The 19,245-nt window shown below is 57.4% G+C and carries 18 protein-coding genes and 3 pseudogenes; 6 read left to right on the top strand and 15 right to left on the bottom strand.

Going from position 1 to position 19,245, the window contains the following annotated elements:
* Nucleotides 1-567 precede the first annotated feature (567 nt).
* Entirely contained in the window at nucleotides 568-699 is a 132-nt protein-coding gene (locus tag ACYZT5_RS05960; RefSeq protein WP_462050248.1) for a hypothetical protein, read from the bottom strand.
* Between the two features lie 327 nt (nucleotides 700-1,026).
* On the opposite strand from ACYZT5_RS05960, the gene ACYZT5_RS05955 reads away from it, so the two are divergent.
* Nucleotides 1,027-1,914, top strand: a complete 888-nt coding sequence (locus tag ACYZT5_RS05955) for an alpha/beta fold hydrolase (protein ID WP_462050247.1) — start codon at nucleotides 1,027-1,029, stop codon at nucleotides 1,912-1,914.
* Here ACYZT5_RS05955 and ACYZT5_RS05950 read toward each other — a convergent pair.
* Entirely contained in the window at nucleotides 1,901-2,992 is a 1,092-nt protein-coding gene (locus ACYZT5_RS05950; RefSeq protein ID WP_462050246.1) for a DUF3616 domain-containing protein, read from the bottom strand. The two genes, ACYZT5_RS05955 and ACYZT5_RS05950, sit on opposite strands and share 14 nt — an antisense overlap.
* A 352-nt stretch (nucleotides 2,993-3,344) precedes the next feature.
* On the opposite strand from ACYZT5_RS05950, the gene ACYZT5_RS05945 reads away from it, so the two are divergent.
* The 4 genes and pseudogenes from ACYZT5_RS05945 to ACYZT5_RS05930 form a co-directional block, all read left to right on the top strand.
* Nucleotides 3,345-4,013: a polysaccharide lyase family 7 protein gene (locus tag ACYZT5_RS05945; RefSeq protein ID WP_462050245.1), complete on the top strand. Its 669-nt coding sequence runs from the start codon at nucleotides 3,345-3,347 to the stop codon at nucleotides 4,011-4,013.
* Between the two features lie 254 nt (nucleotides 4,014-4,267).
* Nucleotides 4,268-4,669: a GFA family protein gene (locus ACYZT5_RS05940; RefSeq protein ID WP_462050244.1), complete on the top strand. Its 402-nt coding sequence runs from the start codon at nucleotides 4,268-4,270 to the stop codon at nucleotides 4,667-4,669.
* A 55-nt stretch (nucleotides 4,670-4,724) separates the two neighbouring features.
* Nucleotides 4,725-4,931 (top strand): annotated as a pseudogene (locus ACYZT5_RS05935) (LysE family translocator); the annotation flags it as partial.
* A 73-nt stretch (nucleotides 4,932-5,004) separates the two neighbouring features.
* Nucleotides 5,005-5,127, top strand: a pseudogene (locus ACYZT5_RS05930) (transposase); the annotation flags it as partial.
* Between the two features lie 18 nt (nucleotides 5,128-5,145).
* Here the strand turns inward: ACYZT5_RS05930 and ACYZT5_RS05925 are convergent.
* The 10 genes and pseudogenes from ACYZT5_RS05925 to ACYZT5_RS05880 all read right to left on the bottom strand — a co-directional run.
* Nucleotides 5,146-6,786, bottom strand: a pseudogene (locus ACYZT5_RS05925) (potassium transporter Kup); the annotation flags it as partial.
* 256 nt (nucleotides 6,787-7,042) lie between these two features.
* Entirely contained in the window at nucleotides 7,043-8,263 is a 1,221-nt protein-coding gene (arsJ, locus tag ACYZT5_RS05920; RefSeq protein WP_462050243.1) for an organoarsenical effux MFS transporter ArsJ, read from the bottom strand.
* A gap of 9 nt (nucleotides 8,264-8,272) precedes the next feature.
* The gene (locus ACYZT5_RS05915; protein WP_462050242.1) at nucleotides 8,273-9,277 is read right to left on the bottom strand and encodes an ArsJ-associated glyceraldehyde-3-phosphate dehydrogenase; all 1,005 of its coding nucleotides are present in this window, start codon (nucleotides 9,275-9,277) and stop codon (nucleotides 8,273-8,275) included.
* A 23-nt stretch (nucleotides 9,278-9,300) separates the two neighbouring features.
* Nucleotides 9,301-9,813 carry a cyclin-dependent kinase inhibitor 3 family protein gene (locus tag ACYZT5_RS05910; protein WP_462050241.1) on the bottom strand — a complete coding sequence of 171 codons (513 nt, stop codon included), beginning with the start codon at nucleotides 9,811-9,813 and terminating at the stop codon, nucleotides 9,301-9,303.
* 12 nt (nucleotides 9,814-9,825) lie between these two features.
* Nucleotides 9,826-10,542 carry an arsenical resistance protein ArsH gene (gene arsH, locus ACYZT5_RS05905; RefSeq protein WP_462050240.1) on the bottom strand — a complete coding sequence of 239 codons (717 nt, stop codon included), beginning with the start codon at nucleotides 10,540-10,542 and terminating at the stop codon, nucleotides 9,826-9,828.
* A complete protein-coding gene (gene arsB / locus ACYZT5_RS05900; protein WP_462050239.1) occupies nucleotides 10,535-11,608 on the bottom strand; it encodes an ACR3 family arsenite efflux transporter in 1,074 nt (357 codons plus the stop codon). The genes arsH and arsB overlap by 8 nt, the downstream gene beginning before the upstream one ends.
* Nucleotides 11,609-11,625: 17 nt before the next feature.
* On the bottom strand, nucleotides 11,626-12,096 hold the full coding sequence (locus tag ACYZT5_RS05895) for an arsenate reductase ArsC (RefSeq protein WP_462050238.1): 471 nt from the start codon (nucleotides 12,094-12,096) through the stop codon (nucleotides 11,626-11,628).
* Between the two features lie 36 nt (nucleotides 12,097-12,132).
* Entirely contained in the window at nucleotides 12,133-12,495 is a 363-nt protein-coding gene (locus ACYZT5_RS05890) for a metalloregulator ArsR/SmtB family transcription factor (RefSeq protein WP_030131004.1), read from the bottom strand.
* Nucleotides 12,496-12,503: 8 nt separating this feature from the next.
* Nucleotides 12,504-12,917 carry an arsenate reductase ArsC gene (locus ACYZT5_RS05885; protein ID WP_462050237.1) on the bottom strand — a complete coding sequence of 138 codons (414 nt, stop codon included), beginning with the start codon at nucleotides 12,915-12,917 and terminating at the stop codon, nucleotides 12,504-12,506.
* 420 nt (nucleotides 12,918-13,337) lie between these two features.
* Entirely contained in the window at nucleotides 13,338-13,835 is a 498-nt protein-coding gene (locus ACYZT5_RS05880) for a MarR family winged helix-turn-helix transcriptional regulator (RefSeq protein WP_462050236.1), read from the bottom strand.
* 194 nt (nucleotides 13,836-14,029) lie between these two features.
* Between ACYZT5_RS05880 and ACYZT5_RS05875 the strand changes: the two genes are divergently transcribed.
* On the top strand, nucleotides 14,030-15,172 hold the full coding sequence (locus tag ACYZT5_RS05875) for an MFS transporter (RefSeq protein ID WP_462050234.1): 1,143 nt from the start codon (nucleotides 14,030-14,032) through the stop codon (nucleotides 15,170-15,172).
* Nucleotides 15,173-15,199: 27 nt separating this feature from the next.
* On the opposite strand, the gene ACYZT5_RS05870 is transcribed toward ACYZT5_RS05875, so the two are convergent.
* The 3 genes from ACYZT5_RS05870 to ACYZT5_RS05860 form a co-directional block, all read right to left on the bottom strand.
* Complete coding sequence (locus tag ACYZT5_RS05870) at nucleotides 15,200-16,621, bottom strand: mannose-1-phosphate guanylyltransferase/mannose-6-phosphate isomerase (protein ID WP_462050233.1); 1,422 nt, start codon at nucleotides 16,619-16,621, stop codon at nucleotides 15,200-15,202.
* A 132-nt stretch (nucleotides 16,622-16,753) separates the two neighbouring features.
* Nucleotides 16,754-17,800, bottom strand: coding sequence for a mannuronate-specific alginate lyase (locus ACYZT5_RS05865; RefSeq protein WP_462052195.1), 1,047 nt, complete (start codon nucleotides 17,798-17,800; stop codon nucleotides 16,754-16,756).
* Nucleotides 17,801-17,844: 44 nt separating this feature from the next.
* Entirely contained in the window at nucleotides 17,845-19,242 is a 1,398-nt protein-coding gene (locus tag ACYZT5_RS05860) for an alginate O-acetyltransferase AlgX-related protein (RefSeq protein WP_462050232.1), read from the bottom strand.
* Between the last annotated feature and the right edge of the window lie 3 nt (nucleotides 19,243-19,245).

Genomic DNA, 19,245 nt, shown 5'->3' with positions numbered 1-19,245 from the left:
TAAACCTAAAGATCTAATGTTAGGATGTTTTGACATGAAAAAAGACCTTCGTCAAGCACCTCATGAATGTGATCGCGCAGATTCTGGCCGGACGGTATGAGCTCTCGCGTACCCGGCAGGACGAGTTCGCGGCGGCTGTCAAGAAGAAGGCGCAAGCGACCGGAAACTGACTCAGAAAAGGTACAAGGTCTATGCAGTGCCGCATATGACCACAGCTATTGGGCTGGCCAAAGAACCATCTGACGCTTAGTTTTAGGGGCAATGACTAGGCAGAGACGGATCTGTTTTTCCATGGCTTGAACGTCTCCTGTGGGTCGTTTTCTGCCCATCGTGACAGGCAGAAATCGGCCAGAAGCGGTCATCGAGTGTCTAGGAAATCCGGGGCGATTCACGGATTGATCCCGCCGGCCGCATCTCTGAGATGATCTCGGATCTCGGATCTCGGACCTCGGCATATCCGGCTTCTTGACCTGGAACCCCGTTGAGCCGCGCGGTATGAAGCCTTCGACAATTACTCCTGGAGGCAACTCCAAACGCACACCTAGACCACCGTCTGAGGCAGTCTGATTACCTCCCCATGTCACCGCCGCAGCAGACAATCCCCCGACTTACCAACTCGGCCTCGCAGAGACGCCCCACCAACTCTCGCAGATCGAGGTCGTTCAACTGATTAATTTCATCAGCGGTGATGTTGAACATTTTTCCTCGTCTAAGTGGCCAGGGATCATATGGTATTTGCAGTACGGTACCGGCTCACGAGCCCAAGCACCAAAGCAGTCGTGGCCTGGGAATGGGGGATGAGCTTGGGGGCGGATTCGTGTGCCATCACGACAGCAACGATGGCTCCTCGCCATTGGCAGTATGAACCGCGCCGCGCAGATGCCCAGCCCAACGGTACTTTTAAACCGCGCGGAGCCAATCGACGATATCTCGATGATTCGCAGAGCCATGCCAACAAATGTCACCCTTTTTTGCAACGCAAACGCCAGACGCTGTCTTAACAGCGGGTAGGCCAAGGGGGAAACCATGACAACGCACAAATTAACCATTAAAGACTTGCAGTTGAACGTTTCAATCCGCGGCCAAGGCTCACCGCTGCTCTTGCTCAACGGCCTGGGTGGTTTGATCCGTACCTTCGATCCCCTGCGCGATGAACTGGTGGACTACAGGACCATTACGTTGGACGTGCCCGGGGTCGGCAAATCGCAAATGCCCCGCTGGCCGATGCGTCTGCCGCGCCATGCCGACCTGATCGCCGAGATGCTCAAGCAATTGGGAATCGACAAGGTCGATGTGTTCGGCGTGAGTTGGGGCGGTGCGTTGGCGCAAGAATTCGCCCTGCGTTACCCGAGCATGGTGCGCCGGCTGATCCTCGCGGCGACCTCGGCCGGCCCGGCGATGCTGGTGAAGCCCGCCGACATCCTGGATTTTTTTGGCAGGAGCAAAAGCGCCAAACTGCGCAAACAAGAAGGCTCGCGCAATTCGATACAGACGCTGCTGCGCTTCGGTGTGGTGAACGGCATGCTCACGGTCAACCCGCGAACCTATTACCACCAGCTCACCGCCTTGGTCGGCTGGACCAGCCTGCTGCGGCTGTTCCGTTTGCGCCAGCGCACGCTGATCCTCACCGGCGAACGCGACACCCTGGTGCGGCTGTACAACGCGCATATCCTGCGCCGCACCATTCGCCGTGCCGAACTGCACGTCCTGCAGGGCGAGGGGCATTTTTTCGTGGTGACCAGCGCCAGGCGAACCGCCGAAGCGATACGCGAATTCCTCTGCCAGCAGCACGGCGATGAAGACCGACTCGAACTGCAGGGCCAGTGCTGCAAGTCCGAGGGTGGCGACCAGCAGCCCAGGCAAACTGATCTACAGGCCGCGTTGACGTCGATGTGCGTGGCTAATCCAGGATGAACAGGTCCCCTTCCACATCCGTATCGCCGTGTTTACGACTCTGCGCCGCAGAGTCGTAGACGATCATCAGAACCTCCCCAGGCTGCTCGCCCGATTGGAACAGACACATGCCCTCAGCGTGATCGTTGCCTTGCCCGAAAGGCACCTCCAGCACCTTCTCCAATTGATCGGTGAAGACCACGCTTTCCTCGTCGGACGCGAAACCGCCGCGCCAGCGGAAGACCGTTACCGGACCGTCCAGCTCCATGGTGGGGCCTGCCAGGATCAGTAGATCGTCACCGCGGGTGCACAGGTCACGCAAACCCAGGCCATTGAGCGCGAAGAAGTGCTTGCGGTAGCGGCGCCCATCCGGACCGATCTTCTTCAGCACCAGCGTGTCAGACGAGGCGTCGTTCAGCTCGGGTTCGATCTCCAACAACACGGCCCAGCCGCGTAGCACCGGTCCACGCAGCCCCAGCAGAAGGCGCGAGCCGATCATCACCAACCCTTCGATATCGAAGCCGTTGTCCTTACCCGGGATACGCAGGAAGTCGCGTAGCTGAGGATCTTCAGCAATGGCCGCGGTCAGGTCGTTACCGACTTCGTTGCCCTGCAGCTGCGCCGCTGTACGTCCATCGACATCCACTTTCCTGGCGAGTACATAGCTGTCGTTCTGCTGCACCACAGGGATGCGGGCCAGCAGAAAACGATTGCCGTCCGCCTCTACCGTCGACAGGCGCTTGATATTCTTCTGTGCAGAGGTGCCGGCCTCGGACTTCTTGCGCTTCAGGCTATGGGAGCCCACCACCCAGAGGTAACCACTGTCAGGGACATAGGCCAAGCCCTCGATATCGATCTCGGCGTCTTGTTTCGGTATGGGCAGATCCAGATATTCCAGGAGCGGAAACGATTGGTGCTCGTCGCACCTTACGACGCCGCCAGGCGCAGCATCCTGGATTTTCAGGCGTTCCAAGCTCGTGGTTTCGTCGTTCGCCACCCAGAGTGTGTCGTCAATCTGCTGAGCGACCGAAAGGCCATCGCGCAACGACGCAAACGCCGGATCAAAGCTCAACAGCGCAAAATTGCTTCGGTCGCTCATGAGCGGTCTCCTGTCTTTATGGCGCGGCGCGCCGGCTATTCAGAACCAGATTCTGCGCGTGTTCTTCGTCCAGCGCATGTATTCGTCCTGGCCGACCCGTCCACCGCTGATGGCTTAGGTCCCTTCGCTGCAGCAGCTAAGCAACCCGGATTAGTTCCATCAACTCCCAAAATAGCCGACTAACGGTGACCCCCGTAGGCACAAAGCCTGCAATAACCACCTCGACGAACATTTGACGTCAATCTACCGCCATACGGATTTCCTAATCAGCAGACCCAATTGACACAGCTCAATAGCGTCGGTTCGAGCGCAACTGTGGCCGCAACATTCCCCCGCATACAGGATTATTGACATGATCGACCTCGCCACCTGGAATTTAAGCATCCCTGAAGGCAGCCCACCGGCCACCATAGAAACGCCTCGACTGGCGCAAGGCTTCAAGGACCAGTATTTCAGTTCTGAAGCCGCTACCCTTTCCTTCTGGGCACCTGTGACCGGTTCCAGGACGGCCAACGCTATTTACCCGCGCAGCGAGTTGCGGGAAACCTATAGCGATGGAACGCTGCGCAACTGGCAGTATTCAGCGGCGGATAACATTCTGCGGGCGAGTCTGACCGTCAATCAGGTGCCCAGCACCGGCAAGATCGTGATTGGTCAGATTCACAACAAGGACAGCAACAACCCCATGGTGAAGCTGGAATACCAATACAAAACGTCGGCTTCGACGGGAAACATTGTCGCCAAGGTGCGCATGCGCCCCGACGATGAAGAGGGCCAGGTCATTATCATTGCGACGGGTGTGCCGCTCGACCGCAACTTTTCCTACCAGATCCACCTCAGCCCGAAGGGCGCGCTGGGCATCAGCGCAGCAGGATACAACTGGAGAACCACCATCGACCCGAGCTGGAAGACCAAACCACTGTATTTCAAAGCGGGTGCGTATGTGCAGGACAACACCGGCTATCCCACCGAGGGCGGAAAAGTGACGTTCAGGATGCTGGAGATCCAACACAACATTTAGTCGCTTCTTTAGGTCACTACCGTTGGCACGCCGATCCGAAGGGTGAAGACTTTAGTGGGCTTCCTCGTCGATCGGCTACCAAGTGGCTAGCTGTCAGTGAACTCAACCGCGCGGGCGGCAGATGCCCTCGAAGCCTTTCAAAACCATCGCGTGCGCATACAGTGGGATACGCTGCTATCGGCTGAAGCCGCCATTCGACACTGCGCCTGCTCACCGTTTAAATTGTCACGTCTATTTATCAGGCTGCGTAAACAATGACCGGCACGTTCCAAGGCAGTTGTCTCTGCCGCACAGTCAGATACGAAATCAAATCACGCCCCAAAGCACTTTCACATTGCCATTGCAGTCAATGTCGCAAAGGCCATGGAGCCGCGTTTTCCAGCTATGGAAGCGTACCGCGCGCTGATTTGCACCTCCTTCAGGGCGCAGAGCACATCAGTGCTTACCGCTCTTCTGAATCAGTACTTCGTCAGTTTTGCGGCCAATGCGGTTCGTCGCTGTTCTGGTCGAGAAGCCGAGGTGAATACGCTGACTGGATATCCATAGCGCTGGGCACCCTGGACACGTTTTTTACGTCCGATAAACAGCGGCATATCGAAGTGGCGTCCAAAGCTTCCTGGTACGAAATTCAGGATCAGTGGCCACAGTTTCAATGACTGCAATGGGTCGATTGCAGCCCTTGGTGACAGGCAGCAATCGGTCCAGAGTGTTTCAGCAGCAGCCCCCGCCCACGTTTCGCTAGGCACGTTTTCGTCGATGCTGGCAGTTGTAATGGTGGTTTCAATGACCTGGTATGGAATGGTCGCAATCGCTCTTTCGCAACCTAAGATTGCTTCCGCGTATCAAGGGAGGAAAAAAGCAATCGATCGATTGTGCGGTGGTTTGATTTTTTCTCTGGGGATCCGCCAGCTGGTTTAGCAATCCCACGATTGAGTATCTATCTGGATCGAAAGCCCTTGCTATGATTTCTGAGGATTTCATCGCAAGGATCGACCTGGTCACTCTGGGTTTTGACGGCGCTATTCCAGCTGCCACAGGACGTCCTGCTTACCACCCTTCGATCCTGCTGAAGATCTATATCTACGGCTATCTCAACCGCATTCAGTCGAATCGACATCGAACTGATGTGGCTGACCCGGAAGAACCCTTCGCCATAGGCTTCAACCTCAAACCGCCTGTCAGCACTCACGCGAGGACTGTCTTCGGACACCACGGTGAGCAGTACCACTTGCTCATGCAAAACCTGGTTATGCAGGAGATTGTGCAGTAGCGCATGCGGAACAGCATCTGCCCTGGCCGTCAGAAAAACCGCCGTGCCTTGTACGCGATGGGGAGGCTGCGTACGGATGCTGGCGATGAATAGCGGCAGTGGAAGCGCGGTTTCATCCAGCCGCTCAACAATAATCTTCCGGCCCCGCTTCCAGGTCGTCATCAAAATGAACAGACCAATGCCAGCGATCACCGGGAACGCACCGCCCTGAAAAATCTTCGGCGCATTGGCCGCGAAATACAGGCTGTCCACCAGCAAAAATCCGAGCAGCATCGGGATGGCCAGCCAGCGCGGCGTTTTCCAAAGGAGCAGGACGACGGCCGAGGATAAAATTGTCGTGATCAACATGGTGCCCGTCACCGCGACGCCATAAGCGGCGGCCAAGGCACTGGATGACTCGAAACCAATCACCAACAGCACGACACCGACCATCAACGCCCAGTTAACCGTGCCGATGTAGATCTGCCCCTGCTCTTGGCTGGAGGTGTGCTGGATAAACATACGAGGGACGTAACCCAGTTGAATGGCCTGGCGGGTCAGAGAGAAAGCTCCGGAGATCACAGCTTGAGAAGCGATGATGGTGGCCAGAGTGGAGAGCGCGACCATCGGCAACAGTGCCCAGTCAGGCGCTAGCAGATAGAACGGATTGCGCACAGCCTCCGGGTTCTCCAGGATCAAGGCACCCTGGCCAAAATAATTGAGTACCAGCCCCGGCAACACCAAAATGAACCAGGCACGAGAAATCGGTTTGCGACCAAAGTGGCCCATGTCGGCATACAGTGCTTCAGCACCCGTCAATGCCAACACGACAGCGCCCAAAATCGCCACCCCCATTCCCGGATGAACCACAAAGAACTGCATTGCCCAAGCAGGGTTAAGCGCTTGCAGCACTTCGGGACGCTGCAAAATACCGTAGACCCCAAGGGCACCCAACACCACAAACCACAGCACCATGACCGGGCCAAACAGGATGCCGATTCGGGCCGTGCCATGTTTCTGTATCAAGAACAGCGCCACCAGCACGATCACTGACAAGGGCACAACCCAGTGCTCTATTCCGTCAAACGCCAGCTGTAGTCCTTCAACCGCAGAGAGCACCGAAATAGCCGGGGTGATCATGCTGTCCCCGTAAAAAAGTGCCGCACCGAACAGACCGAGCAGAACCAGTACCTTGCTCATGTGCGGATAAGGTGCTGCTGCGCGTCGGGCTAACGCCGTCAACGCCATGATGCCGCCCTCCCCCTGGTTATTGGCACGCAGGATGAACAGAACGTATTTGATCGAGACTACCCAAATCAGTGACCAGAAGATCAACGACAGAATTCCCAGTACTCCATCGTGATTTACCTGAACGCCGTAGTGGCCGGAAAACACTTCTTTCAGCGTGTAGAGGGGGCTGGTGCCAATGTCCCCGTAAACCACCCCGACAGCAGCGACGAGCAAGCCCACTCCTGAGGTTTTGGATGGGGAGTCTTCGTTTGCAACGGTCGCTGTCTCACTCAAGGGGCGCTTCTCTCAATTAGCGGGGAGTCACTGCACGCCATCCTTGGGCAATACATTTTTCCAGGGCCATCGGAAAAGCAAGGCGCATGGACGATCTACAAAATCGCGGCCAGTATCGTTGCGGGCAAAAACACCTACCGTAAAGAAATCGTAAAAATATTACGGCAGATTTATAACTTGCCTCCAACACTGCCTGCCTTACATCAATTGCCTGACGGCTGATGGCGATTGGCTGCAAACCACTTTCAGTGTGGCTTCACATCGCATCGGCATGCCTCGGCAACCCGATAGAAATCAGTGCTGCGAGCAGCACGAAGGCGCTCGATATCCATAAGCACGCCCCCAGCCCATACACCTGATAAACCCAGCCGGAGAGCACCGTGCCGATCAACCGCCCCATGGCGTTGGACATGTAATAAAACCCCACATCCAATGACACGCCGTCTTCCTTGGCATAGGACACGATCAGGTAGCTGTGCAGCGAGGAGTTCACCGCGAACAGCGCACCAAAGACCATCAATCCGCCGAGCAGCACCACCTGTTGTGACAACTCGGTGTTCAGCCCGAGAGCAATTGCCGCAGGCAGGCCCGCCAGTGCAAGTGCCCACAGAAACGCCGCACGACCATCCGGTACATGCCCACGTTTCTTTCCGGTGATGTTGGGCGCGAAGGACTGCACGATGCCGTAGCCAATCACCCAGGCCGCCAGGAAGCCGCCAACCTTCCAGAAATCCCAGCCGAAGACACTGCTCAGGTATACCGGCAAGGCCACCACAAACCAGACATCGCGGGCACCGAACAGAAACATGCGCGCCGCCGAGAGAATATTGATCGCCCGGCTCTTGGATAGAATGTCGCGAAACTTTGGCTTGGCTTTGGCTTTGCCTAAGTCCTTCTTCAACAGGATCAGGCTGCTGATCCAGATCAGCGCCAGTACGCCGGCCATGGCCAGCAAGGCGCCTTTGAAGCCGATCAATGCCAGCAACGCTCCGCCGAGAAAGAAGCCAACACCCTTGAGTGCGTTCTTCGAGCCGGTGAGGATCGCCACCCACTGGTAGAGCTTGCCCTGCTGCCCGTCAGGAACCAGAAGCTTGATGGAGCTTTTGGCACTCATCTTGTTCAGGTCTTTGGCAATTCCCGACAGCGCCTGGGCCCCCATCACCCAAGGGATGGTTAACCAGGCTACCGGAACCGTCAGCATCAACAGCGCCGCGACCTGGAGGCCCAGCCCGATGTTCATGGTTCGGTTCAGCCCCAGCCGGGCGCCGAGGTAGCCGCCCACCAGGTTGGTGATCACACCAAAGAGTTCGTAGAACAGAAACAACGCCGCGATTTGAAGGGGGCTGTAACCCAACGCGTGAAAGTGCAGCACCACCAACATGCGCAAGGCGCCGTCGGTGAGGGTGAAGGCCCAGTAGTTGCCCGTGACGAGCAGGTACTGCCGAACTTCCGGAGCGAGGGCTGACAACGCTTTCATGACCGCTCCTTAGACTGCCAGACCGACCATTCTGGCCAGTTCGACGGTGCGATTGGCATAGCCCCATTCGTTGTCGTACCAGGCATAAAGTTTGACCTGGGTGCCGTTGATGACCATGGTCGACAGCGCATCAATGATCGACGAACGTGGATCGGTACGGTAGTCGATGGACACCAGTGGACGCTCCTCGAATCCGAGAATGTCTTTGAGCTCGTTCTCGGAAGCGTCCTTGAGGAGCTGATTGACCTCTTCGACAGTGGTGGCCCGCTCGACTTCAAAGACACAGTCAGTCAGCGAAGCGTTGGCCAGCGGCACGCGTACTGCGTGACCATTCAGGCGTCCACGCAGCTCCGGGAAGATTTCGGCAATGGCGGTGGCCGAGCCGGTACTGGTTGGAATCAGGCTCATGCCTGAAGCACGCGCACGGCGCAGATCCTTGTGCGGCTGATCGAGAATGCTTTGGGTGTTGGTCAGGTCGTGGATGGTGGTGATCGAACCGTGGCGGATGCCCAGCTTCTCGTGGATGACTTTCACCACGGGCGCCAGACAGTTGGTGGTGCACGAAGCGGCGGTGACGATGCGATGTTCAGCCGGTTTGAATAGCTGATGGTTGACGCCCATGACGATGTTGAGCGCGCCTTTTTCCTTTACCGGGGCGCTGACCACCACACGCTTCACGCCTTGGTCGAGGTAAGCCTGAAGCACAGCGACAGTCTTCATCTTGCCGCTGGCTTCAATTACCAGATCGCAGCCCGACCAATCAGTGTCGGCAATCGCCTTGTTGGCCGTTACCCTGATTCGTTTGCCGTCGATGACGATGCTGTTACCCTCAGAATCGGCCGAGTAATTCCAACGGCCATGAACCGAGTCGAAGTTCAGCAGGTGCGCATGAGTCGCCGCGTCACCTGCTGGATCGTTGATCTGCACGAATTCAAACTCTGGCCAGCTCCAGGCTGCTCGCAGAGCGAGGCGACCGATCCGACCGAAACCATTGATGCCAACTTTGATAGCCATATTGTTGTGCTCTGTATCTGCTGTCAGTGGGAGTTCGACTGGGTGTCGAACTGGCCGATGTATTCGATATGGGCTGGATGCTGAATGGCGCGTGGACGCAACGACTGAACATCGCGGATGGCATCGCTGAAGGGCACACCGCTCTCGATCAACAGTTGAGCGGCGACCAAACCGGTACGGCCCGAGCCGCCCTTGCAATGGATGGCAATGGTTTTCCCTTCGGTCAGCAATTGCTTGAGTCGCGGATGGTGCTGCGCCCATGCGGCTTTGAATGCTTCCCCAGGCGCTTGATCATCATCCACTGGCAGGTGAAACCACTCGATGCCGAGCATTTGGCACTCTTCGGGCAGCAGGTCGACCTCGTTCTGAAGCAGCTCCTCGGTCGGCATCAGCGTCAGCAACGCCGATGCACCTGCGTCCTTGAGGGTTTGCAACGCCTCGAAAGATCGGGTGCCCTTCGTGCCTGGGCACGGCGTGAAGATCAATTGGCCATTGAACTGTGTCAGGGGCAGTACGGAATAGGGGTGTTGTTGCACGGTAAAAAATCCTCAGATGGAGCGCTGATTGACACGTTTCATGAGTTCTTCCGCCGACTCCTTGCGCTCGGAATAACGATCGACCAAATAGTCCTGACGGTCGCGAAGCAGCAGCGTGAATTTCACCAACTCTTCCATCACATCCACGACACGGTCGTAGAACGGAGAAGGTTTCATCCGGCCGTTATCATCGAATTCCATATAGGCCTTCGGTACGGAGGATTGGTTGGGGATGGTGAACATGCGCATCCAACGTCCCAGCACTCGCAGTTGATTGACCACGTTGAACGACTGCGAGCCTCCGCACACCTGCATGACGGCAAGGGTTTTGCCTTGGGTCGGGCGTACCGCGCCCATCGCGAGTGGCACCCAGTCGATCTGCGCTTTGAACACTGCGCTCATGGAACCGTGACGTTCTGGAGAGCACCAGACCTGCCCCTCGGACCACAGCATCAGCTCGCGCAGTTCCTTCACACGGGGATGATCGTCGGGAGCGTCATCTGGCAGTGGTAAACCGGACGGATTGAAAATCCGCGCCTCGGCGCCGAAATGCTCCAGCAGTCGAGCGGCCTCCTCTACCATCAGGCGACTGAAGGAGCGCTCACGGGTCGATCCGTACAGCAGCAAAATGCGCGGTTTGTGGGTCGAGGTCTTCTCAATGCCTAGCTTGTCAGCCGACGGGAGATCAACCAGTTCGGTATTGAGTTGGGGGATAGGGTCATCAAACATAGTCTTTGTCCTGCGCAACGGCGCTCTTGGATTCATCGAACCAACGGCGTTTCAACCAGAGGGCAACACCGACCAGGGAAATCAGCACTGGCACTTCCACCAGCGGGCCAATCACCGTGGTGAAAGCGACCGGGGAAGCCAGGCCGAAGGTGGCAATGGCCACGGCAATCGCCAGTTCGAAGTTGTTGCTCGCGGCCGTGAAAGCCAATGCGGTGGTGCGTGGATAGTCAGCCTTGAGCAATTTGCCCATCCAGAAGCTGATGAAGAACATCACCACGAAGTAGATCGTCAGTGGGATCGCGATGCGCAAAACATCCAATGGCAATTGCAGTACCACGTCGCCCTTGAGGCTGAACATGGCCACGATGGTCAACAGCAGCGCCACCAGCGTCAGCGGGCTGATCCTTGGAATGAAGCGCTCCTGGAACCAGGCTTCACCTTTACGAGCGATGAGGATCTTGCGGGTCAGGAAGCCCGCCAGGAATGGCACACCCAGGTAGATCAGGACCGACTCGGCAATACTGACAAAGTTGGTCTCAATCACACTGCCTTCCAGCCCGAACAGCGGCGGCAACAGTCCAAGGAAGACCCAGGCATACACACTGAAAAACAGGATCTGGAAGATGCTGTTGAACGCCACCAGCCCGGCGACGTACTGATTGTTGCCACCCGCGATCTGATTCCAGACCAGCACCATCGCAATGCAACGAGCCAGGCCGATGAGGATCAGGCCCGTCATGTATTCCGGTTGGTCCCGAAGGAAAGTGATCGCCAGCGCAAACATCAACACCGGTCCGATGACCCAGTTCTGGACCAGTGACAATACGAGGATGCGCTTGTCCTTGAAGACCTCCGGCAGTTCCTCATAACGAACCTTGGCCAGAGGCGGATACATCATCACGATCAAGCCGATAGCGATGGGAATGTTGGTTGTACCCACAGAAAGACTGTTGAGCCACTGCGGCCAGCCTTCGAAAAGGCTCCCCAAACCGATGCCCAAGGCCATGGCGAGAAAAATCCACAGGGTCAGGTAACGGTCCAGGAAGGAAAGGCGGCTTTTACTCATGATCATTGCTCCTGTGGTTACAGCGTGCCAATCAGAGCCAGCTCTGCCTTGAGCTGTTCGGCATTCAGTAGGGAAAGCGGTAAAGCCAGGAAGGCTTCAATACGGGTTCTGATTTGCTCCAAGGTGGCTTCAAAAGCCGCCTCGATTTCTTCTTGAGTTCCGTGGTATTCCGAAGGGTCAGCCAGCCCCCAGTGGGCCTTGGTGGCCGGTCCGAAAAATACCGGGCAGGCTTCACCGGCAGCCTTGTCGCACACCGTGATGACGAAATCAGGAGCCAAGTTCACATGGACATCGCTGGATTTACTGAACAGCCCGAGCGTCGACATACCAGCGTTTTCCAAAGTCTTGAGACTCAGCGGATGCACTTCGCCTTTGGGTTGACTGCCTGCGCTGTAGGCTTTCATGCCTGCCGGTGCCAAGTGATTGAAGACCGCTTCACAGAGGATGCTGCGGCAGCTATTGGCAGTGCAGAGGAACAGGATTTTCATCGAGCGATCTCGTAGTCGAAGGCGGAATCAGGCGATCTAGCTTTCACAGCAGGCGAGTGCCCGTTCAGGACGGTCGCCCATTTCATCAAGACGCTTTGCATCAGGGCTCAACCAATGCTTGTTGCTTTCGAGCACAGTGGTCAGCACTTGATGGACCCAATCCGGGAGATTCGGGTGCAGTCGGTAATAAACCCATTGGCCTTGCCGACGGTCCGACAGCAAACCGCAACTGCGCAGCTGCGCCAGGTGTCTGGAGACTTTTGGCTGACTCTCATTCAACGCGCAGGTCAGCTCACAAACACATAGCTCTCCTTCACGGGTGATGAGCATCATCGTGCGGACCCGAGTGTCGTCAGCCAGGCATTTGAAAACAGTGGTCGGTGTCAGGTGGTCAGCCATATCGGTTCTCAGTGTTTGTTTTTGACCAAGACGAACATCTTGATGCGCTCATGAACTTCGTGAAGGGTGTGACGGAAGGCATCGGGTTTGATGCTGGTGACCGGGTCCTCAAAACTCCAGGCCAATGCCTCACCGGCTCCAGGTAAAGACAGGCATTCCGCTGCGGCTTTATCACACAAGGTGATGACGTAATCGAAACGCTCACCACGGAACTCGTCTATCGACTTGCTGCGCAATCCTTCGGTGCTCACCCCTATGTGTGAGAGCGCCTCAAAGGTGCGCGGATCGACCTGAGTCGGAGCTGTGCCGGCGCTGAACGCCTCGAAATGCTCTGAGTCGGTATGCCTCAGCAACGCTTGGGCCAACTGGGAGCGTGCAGCGTTGGCGGTACAGACGAACAGGACACGGGCTTTGCTGGTCATAGTGAAATCTCAGCTCATATGCGGTTTGCCGAATATATGTTTTTCCGCATGCAAGGTAAAGACTCAGCGGCAAATTAATCCATTAAAGCGATAGGGCTCCGCCGTTCACCTTCACTGAACGCCATGCAAAATGGCGTGATATACGTAAATTGCTTGGCGGGCCGCTGCAAAATATTTGAGGGGCTGTATATATGATTTTTGTAATGAATCTGTCATTCACGCAGAAAGTGTACGAGGTGCGACCTCAGGGATTGTCCCTCCAGTGCCGCAACAAGACGCCTGACTTACCGAAGCCTTCAAGCGATCATCGACTTCACCGAAATCCGAGTTGCATATGCCGGTCTCCGAACTCGCATTGTTAGAGCTTTTTTATGTTGGCAGTAACAACATTATTGGCAAAAAAAGGGAATTTCTTCCCTTTCAATCCTTGCTCTTCACGGCTGGGCAGCACTCACTCACAAGCCCGCAGCGAATCTCCGTGGCCCGCGTAATCTGCCTGAGTAAACTCAGCGCGCCCTGCCTGGCTTCAGCTGACAGGTTCTCAATCATCGCCCGCTCCTCAGTAATCAGGTCCGCTCTGATTTTCTCGTATAGTTCACGTCCAGCATCCGTTGCCTGGATCCGCACCGCACGCCGATCTTCCTCATCCTCAACTCGGGACACATACCCTTTGCGTTCCAGGGTATCGATCACTCGACTCGCCGTGCTCTTGTCCAAAAACATTTCTTCAGCCAAGACCTGAAGGCGCAGTGCGCCCCTTTTTACCAGCGTCTCGACCGCATAGCATTGGGTTACAGATACGTCGTAACAGCAGATCCGATCACGATCACGGAACTGATGAACGCGAACAAGCTGGTTCAACGCCTCGTGCAAGTCCTCGGAATCCTGAGTCAGCTGATCGTTTTTACGCTTCGTCATAACCGTCACAAATTAGTTGTTAGCTGCAACAGTAATCCTGATATCACGAAATCGTCAACTCCGATCTCTCGGTTGACGATAGCCAAAGGAAGGCGCTAGCTTGTTGTCACTGACAACAAAAAATGAGCGTGCGGGTCGTGACACTTCCAGAGCAGATTCACCCACCCATCAATCGCTCCAGGCTCGTATGGGCCATGGGTTTCACTCAGATTCTCGCCTGGGGTTCGACCTATTACTTGCCCGCAGTCCTTGCGTCTCCGATAGCCAAAGAGACGGGATGGTCCATCACCAGTGTGGTGGGCGGCCTGTCCTGGGGGCTGCTGGTAGCGGGAGCTTCCTCACCGGCAGTTGGTCGTCAGATTGATCGCCATGGCGGACGTTCTGTCCTTGCCGCCAGTTCACTGCTGCTTGCTCTCGGCATGCTACTGATGGGGCTGGCGGGCAACATTGCCACTTACTATGTCGCCTGGACGCTGATCGGTGTTGCCATGGCGGCGGGTTTGTACGACGCAGCCTTCTCAACCCTGGGACGACTTTTTGGCGAGGGGGCTCGAACATCTATTACCGGACTGACCCTGTTAGGCGGGTTCGCCAGCACCATAGGTTGGCCGGTGATCGCAGGGCTGGAAAGTTGGATCGGCTGGAGAAACGCCTGCTTTGCCCTCGCTGCGGCTCATCTCTTGATTGGGCTGCCCATCCATTCGCTATTGATTCCCGGAAGCACAAAACAACCGCCCCACCCCGTCATAACAGAATCACCCAATGCATCAGTGCTTCGCCCCAAGACCACCAATCATCTGTTCTTGTTGATTGGCGCCATGCTGACGATTCTGGCGCTGGTCGTGTCAGGTATCTCAGTACACCTGCTCAATGTCCTCAAGCAATTGGGGATCGCGACCTCTGTGGCCTTGGCCATCGGCATGGTGATTGGTCCCTCGCAAGTCGCGGCCCGGATGGCAGAGTTTTCCATAGGCAGAAATCTCCATCCGACCTGGTCGGCACGAGTCGGTATGTTGCTATGCCTGGTCGGGCTTGGATTGCTGATCTCAGGCCTGCCTTGGCTGGCCTTCGTTGCGATTGCACTTTACGGAGCAGGTAACGGCATCCTCACCATCGCTCGCGGCACGCTTCCATTGGCGCTGTTTGGGCCTCAGGGATATGGCGCACGAATGGGACTGCTCGCAAGGCCCGTCCTTGTTGCCCAAGCCTGCGGCCCCATCGCCGCAGCTTTCGCTTTAGAAAGCTTTGGAGCACCCGTACTGCTTGGCGTGATGTGCGGGTTTCTGTCGTTGTGCTTCATTGCCAGTTGGCGGCTACCGACGACTCTCCTTCGATAAACAAGCCAACGCTTCTGGTAAATGGGCTTAACTCTTGACCTGCTCGCTCCTGCCGTAGACATCTTCCAGGCGCTCGATATCGTCCTCGCCCAGGTAGCTGCCGGATTGCACCTCGATGACTTCCAGCGGGATTTTGCCGGGGTTGGACAGGCGATGCACCGAAGCGATCGGGATGTAGGTGGACTGGTTTTCAGTGAGCAGGAAGACCTTTTCGTTGCACGTCACCTGCGCGGTGCCGGAGACCACGATCCAGTGTTCGGCGCGGTGGTGATGCATTTGCAGGGAAAGTTGCGCGCCAGGTTTCACGGTGATGTGCTTGACCTGGTGGCGGGTGCCGCTGTCCACCGAATTGTAACTGCCCCAGGGGCGATACACCGCGCAGTGGTTCTGGGTTTCCGAGCGGCCTTGGGCATCGAGCGCATTAACCAGTTTTTTCACGTCCTGCACGGTGTCGCGGTGCGCGACCATCAGTGCATCCTGGGTTTCTATCACAACCAAATCGTCCAGCCCTAACAGGGTCACCAGTTTGCTGCTGCCATGCACGAAGCAATTGCGGCTGTTGTGGCTGACAACATCGCCCTTAAGCACATTGCCATTGGCGTCCTTGTCATGTACATCCCACAGCGAAGACCAGCAACCGACATCACTCCAGCCAACGCTTAGCGGGACGACCCAGGCGCGGCTGGTGCGCTCCATCACCGCATAGTCGATGGAGTTGTCCGGGCAGCACTCAAAGGTGACCCGATCGATACTGGTCACGCCTTCGCTGCTGCGGCTGCGCTCCAGGGCCAGCACGCAGGTGTCGTACATGTCGGGTTCATGAGTGCGCAACTCGTCGAGGTAGCGGCTGGCACGAAACAGGAACATGCCGCTGTTCCAGAAGTACTCGCCGGACCTGACAAATTCGCTGGCGGTTTGCTGGTCAGGTTTCTCGATAAACTTCTCGACCTTGAAGGCGCTGGCGCCAGCATCGCCGCAGGCGGCCTTGATATACCCAAAGCCGGTTTCCGGACGCGTCGCCGGAATGCCGAACAACACCATATTGCCTTTGAGCGCCTCTTCCTGTGCGTGTGACAGCGTGGCGCGCAAGGCGGGCACGTCGCTGATCACATGGTCGGCCGGAAGCACCAGCAGCAGCTCATCGCGGCCCTCGGCGATCAGTTTGAGGGCCGCCAGCGCCACCGCCGGCGCGGTATTGCGGCCGAAGGGTTCGAGCAGTATCGCCTGCGGTGTACAGCCGATGGCGGCGAGTTGTTCATTGACGATAAAGCGATGCTCCTGATTACAGACCACGATCGGCTTGCCGATACCATCGAGCGCCAGGCGCTGCAGGGTCTGCTGAAACAGCGATCCCTCGCCTGCCAGACTCAGGAATTGCTTGGGGTACAACTTGCGCGACAACGGCCACAACCGCGAACCACTGCCGCCGGACAGAATGACTGGAATCATTTCACTTTCCTCCCGCACCTTCATCACTCGACATGAAGGCGCTTCGAACAGCGAAGGACTGCCTTCCCTTTTACAACACAAGCCCAATTACGAATGGCCCCACCGGTATCCAGGGCGTGTTGGCTGTTGCATTTATTCTTTCTGGTCAGCAAATAGCTGGGTGACGTCGCCGCCCAGGCGATAGGTTTTCATCGGTTCGATCGATTGGCGCCAGCGGTTGGTTTGCACCGAGCAGTCGTACAGCGCGCAGTAAGGTTCCAGCCAGGCAAACTTGCCATCCTCGCTGAGGTCCTCGAGTGCTTGCTTGTAGCCGGTCTTGCGTTCAAACGAGCGTGGATCCTTGATCCCTTCCTCCACCCGTGCCGCCAGACGCCGCATGGCGCCGTGGTTTTCTTCGCGCAGGTCGATGTCATTGGCTCGGGCAAACGCAGCGATCATCATCAGCGGCCCCATCGCGTAGTTGTGGTAAGCCAGTGCGCGGGTTTCGCGGCTCAGTTCGTTAGGCAGGTAGCCGTCTGCATCGACCTGGGAAGCACCGATGCGAAACTGCGCTACCGACCAGTCGAACAGGTCGCGCCGGTCGACCACCACCGAGGCCGCCATGACGGCCCAGGCCGCCCAATACTGGTGATTGTTCAACCGGTCCAGCGGCTGGTCGCGCCAGTCCCGCACCACCTGATCGGCGACCTGGCCGATCCAGACCTCGATCGGCCGGGTCTGCGCCTCACGGCCCCTCAATGGCTGCGAGCGCGAATACTTGAGCCGCAGATAGGCCGAAGAAATACTGCCCAGCGCCCATTTGCGCATCGACTTGCCGGTATGGGTGTAGGTGGTACTCAGCAGCGCCTGCGCCTTGGCCCAATCGCCCAGCCAGCTCAGGGTGCATTCCACATGACCTACGCGGCCGAGCCGTAAATAGGCGGCGACTTGTTTGTTGACGCCCTTCTCCAGTTCGTTGATATCGGCTGACATTTGCTTGTAGCGTTGGTTGGATTGCGCGTTGAGCTGATCACGTGCCTTGCCCGAGCCCTCGTACTTACTGGGGATCAACAGGTCACCGGTATAGGGTTTGGGCGCCGTCGGACAGCTCGGCACGTCGCCCTTCTTGTCCACGGCCGGCGCGTAATAGCCCTGCGGCGGGCGCAGTTGAGCGGCCACCGCCTGCACGGTTGGCCCCATCAGAATGAAGGCCACGCCAAAGGCGGCCCAATGACCCTGACGCATCAGTGCCCCTCCGTCTGCGCGGTGCGCAGGGAAGGTGCTGCAGAGATGATTGGCTTGGCACACAAGCGGGCCGAGAGCTCTATGGAGGTCGGTCCAGGCGGTGGCTGCACGTCCATGGAAAGAAAAGTCAGTTCGTCCCAGTCCGCATCGGCGCGCAGTTCGAAGGCGAAGCGGCCCTGGGTATTGACCGTCGGCGAACGGCTCAAGCTTATGTTTTCCTGGCGACCGTTCATGTAGGTCAGGGTCGCGTTCATCAGGTGCACGCCGGGATCAGCGAACGTGAGGTCGACCTGATAACGATTGCCCTTGATCGGATACACATTGCCGCCCCCCCCGTTGAACAACACCTGATTGCGCCCGCTGTGCAGGGTCGAATGGCTTTTGAGCAGCGGCGCCTGGTTGTCGCAGCCATCGCTCAGCGCCGCCATCGCCTGCCGGTAGAAGCTGGATTTGCCGAGGCTGTCGAGATCATCGGTTTCCCATACCAGCACCGCCGGCGGGACTTTCTGGAAGTCGTCGCCGAGCAGGTAGGCGATCAACGAATCACCGTAGCCACCGCCCGGTACACTGAAGTTGCGGACCGGAGTCTCCAGATATTGTTCGAGGAAGCCGGCAAAGTTGAACGCCTCACCGCTGGCGCTGGTACCGATCAATGCGACCTTGGCGGGGACCTTGGAATCGCCCTGAGCCCGCGTTTGATAACGGGTGACAAACTGCGCTGCATAACCGTTGCCGCAGATCTGTGCGGCGGCTTTTTGCAACGTGCCAGAGCGTCCGAGCAGGCCGGCCGGCTGACTGGCGAAGACCTGATGCGGCAACACCTTGAGCACATCGTTGCCCTTGAGCGTCTGGGCCACCAACTGGGCGCTGCGTTCGGCGCCATAGGGCGTCCAGTTGTGGTCGCCCTTGAAGTAGAAGGGTTGCCCGGCCGGCTGCGGCGCACTCAGCAGGCTGGTAAAGTCGGGGACCAGAATACGTAAGTCGCGCACTCGGTCCAGCGTTTGCAAGTAGTTCTGTCGGGCCGTGGCCTGATCGAAGTTGGCCAGTTCCATCGGCGTCAGGCGGTCGGCGTGCAGCAAGCCGCGGCTGGGTGGCATCACCAGCACTAGCTCGACCCCGCGCTGGGCGAGCCCGTCGCGCAGGCGCATGAGGGCCTTGTAACCGCTCTCATCGAGGCCGAAGTCCGTGCGAAAATCGCTTTGGGTGCGAAAGAGCCACTGGTCCTTGGCCTCCACCAGGGTCGCGTAGTTTTTCAGCTCCGGCTGCTCGTAAAGTGTCGCCTGCGCCGCTCGTGGGCACAGCTGACAGCAGGCCTCGGCCGTGTACTCCGGCTGCGCCTGTCCCCACGTCGGCACAGACAGCAGGCACAGCGCGGCAAATCCAGGGAGGGTGTTCATCGG

The sequence above is a fragment of the Pseudomonas sp. LB3P14 genome (genome assembly GCF_054898045.1).
Note: the sequence above shows the minus strand (reverse complement) of the source record. Positions and strands in the feature narration are given on the sequence as shown.

Excerpts from the sequence above, each read along its gene's own strand:
- ACYZT5_RS05960 (WP_462050248.1), bottom strand. The coding sequence starts at position 699 with ATGTTCAACATCACCGCTGATGAAATTAATCAGTTGAACGACCTCGAT.
- ACYZT5_RS05955 (WP_462050247.1), top strand. The coding sequence starts at position 1,027 with ATGACAACGCACAAATTAACCATTAAAGACTTGCAGTTGAACGTTTCA.
- ACYZT5_RS05950 (WP_462050246.1), bottom strand. The coding sequence starts at position 2,992 with ATGAGCGACCGAAGCAATTTTGCGCTGTTGAGCTTTGATCCGGCGTTT.
- ACYZT5_RS05945 (WP_462050245.1), top strand. The coding sequence starts at position 3,345 with ATGATCGACCTCGCCACCTGGAATTTAAGCATCCCTGAAGGCAGCCCA.
- ACYZT5_RS05940 (WP_462050244.1), top strand. The coding sequence starts at position 4,268 with ATGACCGGCACGTTCCAAGGCAGTTGTCTCTGCCGCACAGTCAGATAC.
- arsJ (WP_462050243.1), bottom strand. The coding sequence starts at position 8,263 with ATGAAAGCGTTGTCAGCCCTCGCTCCGGAAGTTCGGCAGTACCTGCTC.
- ACYZT5_RS05915 (WP_462050242.1), bottom strand. The coding sequence starts at position 9,277 with ATGGCTATCAAAGTTGGCATCAATGGTTTCGGTCGGATCGGTCGCCTC.
- arsH (WP_462050240.1), bottom strand. The coding sequence starts at position 10,542 with ATGTTTGATGACCCTATCCCCCAACTCAATACCGAACTGGTTGATCTC.
- arsB (WP_462050239.1), bottom strand. The coding sequence starts at position 11,608 with ATGAGTAAAAGCCGCCTTTCCTTCCTGGACCGTTACCTGACCCTGTGG.
- ACYZT5_RS05895 (WP_462050238.1), bottom strand. The coding sequence starts at position 12,096 with ATGAAAATCCTGTTCCTCTGCACTGCCAATAGCTGCCGCAGCATCCTC.
- ACYZT5_RS05890 (WP_030131004.1), bottom strand. The coding sequence starts at position 12,495 with ATGGCTGACCACCTGACACCGACCACTGTTTTCAAATGCCTGGCTGAC.
- ACYZT5_RS05885 (WP_462050237.1), bottom strand. The coding sequence starts at position 12,917 with ATGACCAGCAAAGCCCGTGTCCTGTTCGTCTGTACCGCCAACGCTGCA.
- ACYZT5_RS05880 (WP_462050236.1), bottom strand. The coding sequence starts at position 13,835 with ATGACGAAGCGTAAAAACGATCAGCTGACTCAGGATTCCGAGGACTTG.
- ACYZT5_RS05875 (WP_462050234.1), top strand. The coding sequence starts at position 14,030 with ATGGGTTTCACTCAGATTCTCGCCTGGGGTTCGACCTATTACTTGCCC.
- ACYZT5_RS05870 (WP_462050233.1), bottom strand. The coding sequence starts at position 16,621 with ATGATTCCAGTCATTCTGTCCGGCGGCAGTGGTTCGCGGTTGTGGCCG.
- ACYZT5_RS05865 (WP_462052195.1), bottom strand. The coding sequence starts at position 17,800 with ATGGGGCCAACCGTGCAGGCGGTGGCCGCTCAACTGCGCCCGCCGCAG.
- ACYZT5_RS05860 (WP_462050232.1), bottom strand. The coding sequence starts at position 19,242 with ATGAACACCCTCCCTGGATTTGCCGCGCTGTGCCTGCTGTCTGTGCCG.